The organism is Methylobacterium bullatum (genome assembly GCF_014845095.1).
Classification (GTDB): Bacteria; Pseudomonadota; Alphaproteobacteria; order Rhizobiales; family Beijerinckiaceae; genus Methylobacterium; species Methylobacterium bullatum.
In genome coordinates, this window is the sequence record NZ_NKUG01000063.1 from 1 (window position 1) to 8,735 (window position 8,735).

7 protein-coding genes are annotated in these 8,735 nt (G+C 59.9%); 3 read left to right on the top strand and 4 right to left on the bottom strand.

All coding sequences use genetic code 11. The features are described 5' to 3' along the window. Window positions 1-20: 20 nt before the first annotated feature. Together MBTS_RS09375 and MBTS_RS09380 are read right to left on the bottom strand one after the other, a co-directional pair. A complete protein-coding gene (locus tag MBTS_RS09375) occupies window positions 21-836 on the bottom strand; it encodes a hypothetical protein (protein WP_192215486.1) in 816 nt (271 codons plus the stop codon). A gap of 342 nt (window positions 837-1,178) precedes the next feature. After that, window positions 1,179-1,544, bottom strand: a complete 366-nt coding sequence (locus tag MBTS_RS09380) for a hypothetical protein (RefSeq protein WP_192215487.1) — start codon at window positions 1,542-1,544, stop codon at window positions 1,179-1,181. Between the two features lie 160 nt (window positions 1,545-1,704). Here MBTS_RS09380 and MBTS_RS09385 point away from each other — a divergent pair, with 160 nt between their 5' ends. Together MBTS_RS09385 and MBTS_RS09390 are read left to right on the top strand one after the other, a co-directional pair. After that, on the top strand, window positions 1,705-1,896 hold the full coding sequence (locus tag MBTS_RS09385) for a hypothetical protein (protein WP_192215488.1): 192 nt from the start codon (window positions 1,705-1,707) through the stop codon (window positions 1,894-1,896). Between the two features lie 236 nt (window positions 1,897-2,132). Continuing rightward, window positions 2,133-3,698 carry a YaaC family protein gene (locus MBTS_RS09390; protein ID WP_192215489.1) on the top strand — a complete coding sequence of 522 codons (1,566 nt, stop codon included), beginning with the start codon at window positions 2,133-2,135 and terminating at the stop codon, window positions 3,696-3,698. A gap of 240 nt (window positions 3,699-3,938) precedes the next feature. Here MBTS_RS09390 and MBTS_RS09395 read toward each other — a convergent pair whose 3' ends face one another. Both MBTS_RS09395 and MBTS_RS09400 read right to left on the bottom strand, forming a co-directional pair. After that, window positions 3,939-4,898, bottom strand: a complete 960-nt coding sequence (locus tag MBTS_RS09395; RefSeq protein WP_210322738.1) for a hypothetical protein — start codon at window positions 4,896-4,898, stop codon at window positions 3,939-3,941. Between the two features lie 199 nt (window positions 4,899-5,097). Further along, entirely contained in the window at window positions 5,098-5,766 is a 669-nt protein-coding gene (locus tag MBTS_RS09400) for an HAD family hydrolase (protein ID WP_192215491.1), read from the bottom strand. A gap of 512 nt (window positions 5,767-6,278) precedes the next feature. Between MBTS_RS09400 and MBTS_RS09405 the strand changes: the two genes are divergently transcribed. Further along, window positions 6,279-8,735, top strand: a 2,457-nt coding sequence (locus MBTS_RS09405) for a hypothetical protein (RefSeq protein WP_192215492.1), incomplete at its 3' end; no start/stop codon positions are given.

Consider the following 8,735-nt stretch of genomic DNA (forward strand, 5'->3'; position numbering starts at 1 on the left):
AGCTCGTAGACGGTGAAGGCTTACGCCTTGTCCTTCAGCAACTTCAGACGCGCGACAGCCGCCAGTTGAACGGCCTCGTCGTCGAACACGTCGCTGAAGTCGATGACGATCTGTTCGAATGTCAGGTCCCAACGCCCGAGTTCGATCAAAATATTGAAACCCGGCGTGATCGGCCCCTGGACGACCCGCTTGATCGCGCCAAGCACGCCGTGGTTGCGGAACGCCTTCAGCAGGTGATTGGCGCGGAGGCGCTTACCCCCATTCTTCGCCCAGACACCCTTCTGAGTATAGACCATCAGAGCCTCCGCGATGCGCCGCATAACCGGGATATCCTGGACTTTCGGATCACAGGAGCGAAGCTCGGTGAGATAAAAGTCGATGTTTCCATCTTCGGTGAAGCCGGGGTCGATCGTGACGTAGCGGGGCTTCGGCGCCTTCCGATCGAAGCGGATCATGCCCTTGTGAAGCATGCTCGACTTGCTGTGGAGGATAAGGTTGGCCGCCGCCGGATAGCCAATACCGAGTTTCTCGCCGATGTCCGGGATCGTAAGGCGCTGTTCGGGAGATTCCTCGATGAGGCGGCGAACAGCGTCCTCGCGGTTTTCCTCATTTGGCTCATCCCCGACGTCGTCGATGACGAGCGGAATCGCATGGTTGCCCTGCTCTGTGACCAAGGATTTGAGGTTGGAGATCGTCATGATCGCGAACTCTCGGAATGACCGTTCCTGGTGGATGGCCTCCTCGGACCGTCGAACCCATTCCTCAAGTATGTCAACGGCTTGAAGGGGTGCATATGTCGTAACGATAGTCTTTATGTTGGCGGCGACGCGTTCCATGGTGATCTCCGGAGACACCGGGGCTGTCCGGCCCTCCGTAACCTAAACGTTTAAGTCAGCGAGTCAACGGTAGCTCCAACGTTTGCTCGAAAAAAACGCTTACTTGAGGTGGAAGGTCGAGTCAGTCCTAAGCGCATTGACGCCGGGCGCCTTGTTGGACGAGTGGGAACGGCCGTAGGTTGTCATGCTCCGTAACGGGTCGGAAATGATCCATACTTGAGACGTTTGACGCCCTGGCGGCGCCGATGTGGCGCTGCGGTTCGGCATCTTCCTCAGGAAGGAGAGCCTCCCGCATGCTTTTGTCGGCAGTGTCGTAGACGTCAATGACCTTACGGTGCAGCATCAAAGATCGTCCTGGCGACGCAGCCACGCGTTGACGGCAGTGGCCACGCTCTGTTCGTCGGTGCCATAGCGGGAGCGAAGATCAGTGTATTCCTCGATCCGCGTGTGCGTCGCGGTAGGGCGATACAGTTCCCCATCTCGCCATACCGCCCGCACCACAATGGACCACTCCTCGCCGACATGCGTGATCATGTAACGTTGGCAGATCGCGTCCGGTGGGATGCCGGTTCGATGGCGGCTCGGTTCGATAAAGATTGTCGCTCCGGAGTACAATGCCGAAGCATGCCGTGGAGCGTCGGACAGGTACTTCGCTAGCAGGCGCTGGATCGATATTTCGTTCGCGTCATGGAAAATTGTACGGTTCATGGACCTTCTCGGAGTAAATAGGACTGACACTATTTACTAAAGAGGGCCGTAAACCATGTTCGGACATCAAATAAAGAGGGTATACTTCCGTCTTTTTGCTTTGGGATTGGTCCGATCGCGGCGAGAGTACGCGCGCGTTTGGCTTGGGCGCGCCCAAACCATGATGCGTGATATGCACGCCATGGGGCGTTTGAATACCCTCGTGCGCCGTGATGCCGTGGATCATCTCCGGTCCCGCCTGGATGCCATTGCTTCCATTCTACCCGCAGGCGTCGCTCGTGATGTGAAGCTTGTGATCACCGAAATCGACTGCGATGTGAGGATCGCCAGTCAGTTGATGGCCGGACGCTAGTGGTCGAAATCTGATGGATGGGACCCACGCTCTGGGTCTGCTTGCGCCCCTTCTGAGACGTTGGGAGCGTCCGCTCTTGGGCTACGCGGCCGCTGTCAGCTTCGCGACTGCACCGACAATCAGCCTAACTTGTACCGGCTTCTCCAAGCGCTCCACCCCTTCGAACTCCGCCGGGATCACCTCCGCGTTGTAGCCCGCCAAGAAGCCGCTAACCCGGCGGCCATGCGACTGATATCTTGCAGAACGATCGGGTAGCGGCGGGGTTTGAGATGGGCGGGGCGGGTGTCGAGGCGCGGATGGCGATCTTGGCGGATACAGTCGAGCGCAACATCCTCGATCTGTTGCGGTCGCAGGGGTGGACGGGCCGCATCGCCGAGAACAACTTGTACGCCGAGTACATCGTCGTCGAAGCTCAGAAAGGGGACCTAACCAAGAAGGTCGCGCTGCTCTACTCTGCATCGACGGATGCGGGCCACCTTCGAGCCCTCGCCGAAACCGTCGATGCCGTCCATACGAATGAGCATAGTTTTGGCGTGCGACGCTATGATCTCGCCACCGGCCGATCGATGACCTCAGTCAACGACTTCGGGACCACCCTCGTCGGCTGGAACAAGCAGATGGCACCGCAGGTCCAGGGGCGACCCATCCGGCGGCGGCCGACCAAACAGCGCCGCCTCGTGGCCGAGGACCCCTACGCGGCTGTCTGGACGCGGCTGGAGCAGTTCTCCAGCGTCAACGTAGCTTCGAAACTCATCGCGCAGCGTATCCGCGAGGCTGGCAAGGAGCCAGTCGCCGACACGGTAACGGCCAAGGCAGAGGGCCTCGCATTCTCGGTCCGCAATGCCGTGGACTACCTCCGGTCCACTCCGCAGGAGAGCCTAACCAAGAGGATTATCAGTGCGTACTACGGGTGCATGTCGCTTGCCTCGGCAGAGATGCTCGCCGCCCCGGCCGGGCCCGCGAGCCTAGACGATCTAGAGAGCTTCACGAAGAACGGGCACGGGCTCTTCACCCTGAACACGACGCCCGGCGACTTTGGCGCGCTCGGCGTGGGGGTGCTCGCCAGTGGGTTCTTCATGCATTACGCCAACTTTCTCGGCGCCGACACCAGCACCTTCCCTGGCGACCGCGCGAAATCGCCGGAACAGGTGGCCGCGCGGCCGCTGCGCACCTTCTGCACCCTCGGAGACCTGCTGGCGGCAGTTCCTGAGGTGGGCGATCTCGTCGCCTCCGCCACGGGGGCGAAGCTGCGATGGGTGGCGCCCATCCCCGCGCCGCGCACGCAGATGAGCGGCTTCTCGGCAATGAACGTCCAGGGCAGCAGCTACCTTTGGCTCCTGGATCGGTCGGGTCAGATCACGCCGGAGGACATTGTGCAGGAGGGCTGGCCGATCGCAGAGCTTGCTCGGGTAGACGCCTCTGACCCGGAGTTTGTTCGCACCGGCTTGGGTCGTGGCGGCGGCATATACCGCTGTCGCGTCGATCACCCTGACGCGAGCTACTATTCGGACGTCGTCCCGATCCACCGGAGTGCGTTCATGGATGGGACCGCGCTGATCCTGCCGCCGCTGCTCGGCTTGAACACCTACCGCAGCTTGGCCTTCGTTACGCTGTACGCACTTTCGATCGCCGCGCGATACATGCCGAATACGTGGCGCCGGGTCGAGGGTGGGGACCAAGACCACAACCTAGCCGTCGTTAAGACGCTGCTGTCGGTCTACGAGCGACACCTGCCGCAGGAATTTTTGGAGGAGATCATCGACGAGCGAATATCAGCGGTTCAGCCGGGCTCATTGTACTGATGCGTCCGCTAACGGGCGCCGAGCCGACTACTGCTCTCCACCCTTTGCAGAAGCCCGGAACGTCCGCTTGGAGGTTGCACGGTAAGACAGCCTCCTACGGCCGAGATGGATGGATTTTTGCCGGACCGCTTTAGGGAAGCCAAACCGTGGGAGTGGACGTTCGCTCGGGCAGCACCGCGTCCTACCGCATAAGTCGAGACAGTAATCGCGTGGCGGTGAGTCAAGCCGGAGTGCTGTCCGCTAGTTCGGCGGAGTGGCTGCACTCGTGGTTGCCGCGTCGAGTTCGGCGCGATGGGCACGGTAAAACCTGATCAAGCGGGCGCAGGCAGCAAACGCAGCGCGGGCTTTTGGTATCGCTGCTTCTAGACCTTCCCTCGGCATGAACCCGTCTGTTTGTAACCGGATGGCCGATGACTTGCCAGTCTTATGAACGCTCATATCGGGGTCGAGAAGGTGCGCAACCTTTCCATGAAATAAATCGACTTGAGCGTCAGAAAAAGTTAGGTCCATGTAACCTCGCTCGCCCTTAACGGAAACATAGATTCGGTGGGGCATCGTCGGCATGTCACGCGGTCGAAAATTTATCCACGTAGAGTCCTTCGTAACCTTCAGAGGCTTCATCTCCAAGATCGGAAATTCCTTAATCGCGACTGCGTAGGCGGCGCTCCAGAACACTTCCGTAATGTCATCAACTTGGCGCTCCCAATTGTTCACTCGTCGAGTTCCGGCTCCGAGAAGGAATGATGCGCGATATCGACACCTTGGCGTGTCACCGTTCACGAGAAAAAAGGCGGCGATGTCTTCGAAGGAGACGGTGGTATCGAACTCGGCCGCCTTTAGACTGTTCGCTAGGTAGGAAATAGGCGCGCAAAGGATAACAGTGAAATCGTTATATTTGCCACTGCTTATCTCACGCTCCGCTCTGAGTCGGTAGCGTGAGGCTTGGTCGGGTTGAAGGGGCGCGTCAACTTTGTCTTCAATCAGGACAGCGAAGTTTAGACCGTCATCTCGCGTGTAGATGACGATCAGGTCGGATTCGCCAAGGTTGTCTGATCTTGAGACGAACACGTCAGCGATAACTGCGGGTACGTCTGCAAAGCGGGTCTGGCCTTTCAACCACGCTGAGAAAGCAGGATTCACGATTAGCTCCTCGGCGAGGAGAAGGTCTATGTCACGCTCGTATTTTCGTTCAACGGCCATGGACGCATAATGGCGTGGCAGGCTACAAATGGCCAGCGTCGGCCATTGACCACAACCCGAACCGCCGTCCGCTTACGGGCGGCGTCCGAGTTGGACAGTACGGCTGAGTTGGATCGAGAACCGCCGGGCCGTTCTACGGTCGGGCCGGGTGAAAAGCGGGCGATCAGCGTTCCCAATCTCAACCTCCGTCAGCACTAGCTCAAGGGCGCGCCAGCGCCAGAACCTGAGAAAGATGGTCGATGCTGGCCCCCGGATTTGAAGGGGCATCGGTCGGCCATTCAGCGGACCCGTGAAACCAAGCAGTGCTCATTCCGGCAGCGTGAGCGCCGAGAACGTCGGCGACGGGATTGTCGCCGACGAACAAGCATCGCGACGGCTGAGTTCTGCAAGCCGTCGCTGCTCGCAGAAACAGTGCTGCATCCGGCTTCCGTAACCCCTCTCGTTCCGAGATCAGGACGGCATCGACCAGCCCATCCAGTTCGAGCGCCTCGACATGCCTTGACTGAAACTCCGTCTCGCCATTCGTCACGATGCCGAGGGCAAGCCCTCTTGCTCGCAGTTCCTTCAAAACCGCCCCCATTCCGTCGAAGGGCTGGGCGAAGCGCGCGCAGCGAGCGCGGTAGTCCGCAAGCAAAATGTCGGCGTGCTCGACCCGTCCACCGAACTCGGCGAGTATGTTCGGGTAGACCACGGACTTATGGACGCGCCCTCGCTTGTCGAGGACGAGGAACCGTGCACACCATTCGTCCGACCGGACGTGACCTAGGCGATCGGCGTGCCGCTCGAACTGATCTCTGAGGAATGCTCTAAGAGATTTGGTGCGATCCAATAACGTTTCGTCCAGATCGAAAAGAACAGCATCGACCATATCTCTCGAATACTCCCGCCTGCGATATCTGTCTTCTACAGGATGCAGGACAGCATGTCCCGAACGGCTGCTATGAGTCCAGGCTGTGTGAAAACGCAGGGTGGCTCTGAAATTGTGGAACGATCTTCTATACGGTAGGTGTCCAGACAACTTACAGGGCGGTTCGGATGCCATCCGAACGTCTGTTCCAGCGCTGCCCGGAGAGTCGAGGGGGAAGTCCTTCTACCGCTACCGCGTTTTCACATAGCCTCGGTCAGATGCAGAACGTCTGCTTCAGGACGCAGGAGCCGATCTGCTCCGCACCCTTCTTAGAGCTTCGCGGCCAGTAGAGAGCGTCCGATTTATACCACTATTGAAGGTCTCTCGCCCCATGCTCCGTGAACGCCGCAGGATACCGGCGCAAAACGTAAGAGGGCGTCAATATAAAAACTTCGTAAATTTGCTTATTATAATTTCGACTAAACCCAAACAGGAATGCTAGATAATAGATATTCACCAATATTGGATTGCAGATGGAATTCGACCCTAACGATCAAAAGCGTTGGCTCACTCTTTGGACAAAGCACGTTCTTCCTACCCTTGGCAAGAAAGCCTTCCAACAGTTTCAGCGAGCGACGCTGAAGCCCTCGAACTGGTTCGTCGAAGAGATCATCACCCCAAAGCTGTACCGACCCGACGCCTTCGGCGGCATTTACTACCCCTTGGACATCACTGCCAAATCGGTCGGCCGCAATCAACACCTCGCCCAGGCCATCGCAACTGGTTGCGAAGCCTTTCAAGGGTTTGGCGATAATGTCTATCGGGGAGCGACCTATTTCGCGAACCCGCTGCGGGTCGCGTCCGAGCCTGACGCCGAATGTGACATGGGGGTGGAAGCGCCGAAGGAGCGCGTCGTCCTCGGCGACCACTACGTCTTCACCTTCGAGTTCGACGTGCCGGAACCGGCGTTCCTGGAGAAGCAGCTTTCCTGGCTGCGCTCCTCGAAAAACGTGCTCGACTGCCCGATGGGCGACGTGTTCCGGCACTGCTCGGGCTTCGCCGAGTTCGCTGGGATCACGGTTTGCTACTCCGGCAACAAGAGCCTCCACATCCATATCGTGTTCACGACCGCACTGGCGCTGGCTCGGCTTAGACTGGATCGGGTTTGCGTCGGTGACTTGCGCGCGGGCCTTGTGGAGCACTGGTGCCGCCTCGCGAAGGATTTTCAGCGTATCCTCCACGTCTCTCACGAACCCGATGCGAGCCTGCGCTTCCCTGAAGCCTTCCGCCGCCTCCCAAACGGTGTCCGGGAAATCGGCGACGGCAACATCCTCGGGTTCCCTAAGGGCATCCTCGTCCCGCAGATCACGCTTTGGGAGAAGTCCCGCGAGCGCGCCGGAGGCGACGACCTCCCGATGTTCTTTTCGCCGGAGGCGTTTCAAGCGGGCGCGGGTGGTGGCGCGGTTCGGCGCAATCCCAGGAAGACCTTCACCACGGCGCGCAAACTCGGCGGCGATCTGACACTTCCCGAGGTGGCCTACTGCGAAGAGCGCCTGCGAGAGTGGTATCCCGGCTTCCCGCGCTTCGATCACATGAGCTTCGAGGGCGACCGTTGGGTCGCGAAGTTCAAGAACTCCGAGGCTGATCGCAATCCGTGCTCGGTGATGCGAGAGGACTACCAGACCGTCCATCTCGTCGGACGCGATACGGTCGGATTGACGGCGCGCTCGTTGCCTTTCCCACTCGGCTTCATGATCCGGTACTGGCGCGGACAGCTTGCCGATCAGGAAGGGCGTGAGCAGGACGTTCTGTCTTTCGGTGAGATCATCCAGGAGCCGCAGCAGGAGCAGACCGAGACCTCGATCGAAGCTACCTTTCGCGAGCACGTGAAGGATCGTCAGTCGGCCGGAAACATGATGCGCACCTTCTTCGGCGCGACGGTGCCTTGGCACGATCTCATGATTGTCGTTGGTCCCGAGGGCGTCGGCAAAACCTCCGTGCTGATGGCCCGCCACCACCTGATCGCCGCCAAGCTCGAACAGCGCCGCGAGAGCACCCTCGCCATGTTCGCCTTCGCCGACTACGCGGCTGCCCAGGCCAAGTGTGCGGATTTCAATCGCGAACAGGGGCATCGGGGCTTCTGCGGCATCGTCTTGCCGAGTTTCTCGCGCGCCTACGACGGAGCCTGCAAAGAACTCGGCGTTGCGCCGATCACGGTCAAAGAGGCAGCGCAGCGAGGCTACGCCTCGCGCTGGACCGCGATCCAGAGCCTTCAGCCCAAGGTCATGGACTACTTCCGGCGGCGTCATACGGCGATGTACTCGGAGATCGGCAATGCCACCCCGGTCTTCTTCACTGTGCATGCCGTGGCCCATGAATGGCGCAAGCACGGCCATACGCGCCTTATGTGGGCGCGCTCCTATTGGGATGAGTTTCGAGAGAAGGGCACCGAAGGACACAACAAGCTGCGGCGCGAGACCACGCTCGGGCTGCTGGTCCACGATGAGATCAAGACGGAGAGCTTGATCGAGATGCAGCCGGAAGCCGTCCTGCGGTGGGTCGAGGGGCTCGTGGCCTCTTCGCCGAAGGTTTGGCGCAAGGATTCGGTGCCGCTCCCGGCAGCGCTCGCGAGCTACGAAGCCTTCGTCGCGCACACTGGTATGCCGGTGATCGAGGGAGGGCCTACCACGATTTCCTTCGAGGAGGCCCGTCGTCTCGCCGCGCTTAGCACGGGCGCCTGGGATCACATCGTGACGGTGGACAGTGGTGAGTACGGCTGTCGGGTTCGCGTTGCGAACGACAATGACGAAGACGCCGAGACCGTCCAGCAGCACCAGGATCGTTACGGCGACCGTCATGGGCGCGACTGGCATATCACCTCGCGCGGATGGTGGCACGGTGTCGCCACGTGCGTGGTCCTTCTCACGACGGAGGCGGTTCCCACTGCCGTTGCGAGGGCTGCCGACGCGTCCTTCACCGTCTACGAGCTT

Bases quoted from the DNA above. Each gene is read 5' to 3' on its own strand.
- MBTS_RS09375 (WP_192215486.1), bottom strand. From the start codon at position 836: ATGGAACGCGTCGCCGCCAACATAAAGACTATCGTTACGACATATGCA.
- MBTS_RS09380 (WP_192215487.1), bottom strand. From the start codon at position 1,544: ATGAACCGTACAATTTTCCATGACGCGAACGAAATATCGATCCAGCGC.
- MBTS_RS09385 (WP_192215488.1), top strand. From the start codon at position 1,705: ATGATGCGTGATATGCACGCCATGGGGCGTTTGAATACCCTCGTGCGC.
- MBTS_RS09395 (WP_210322738.1), bottom strand. From the start codon at position 4,898: ATGGCCGTTGAACGAAAATACGAGCGTGACATAGACCTTCTCCTCGCC.
- MBTS_RS09400 (WP_192215491.1), bottom strand. From the start codon at position 5,766: ATGGTCGATGCTGTTCTTTTCGATCTGGACGAAACGTTATTGGATCGC.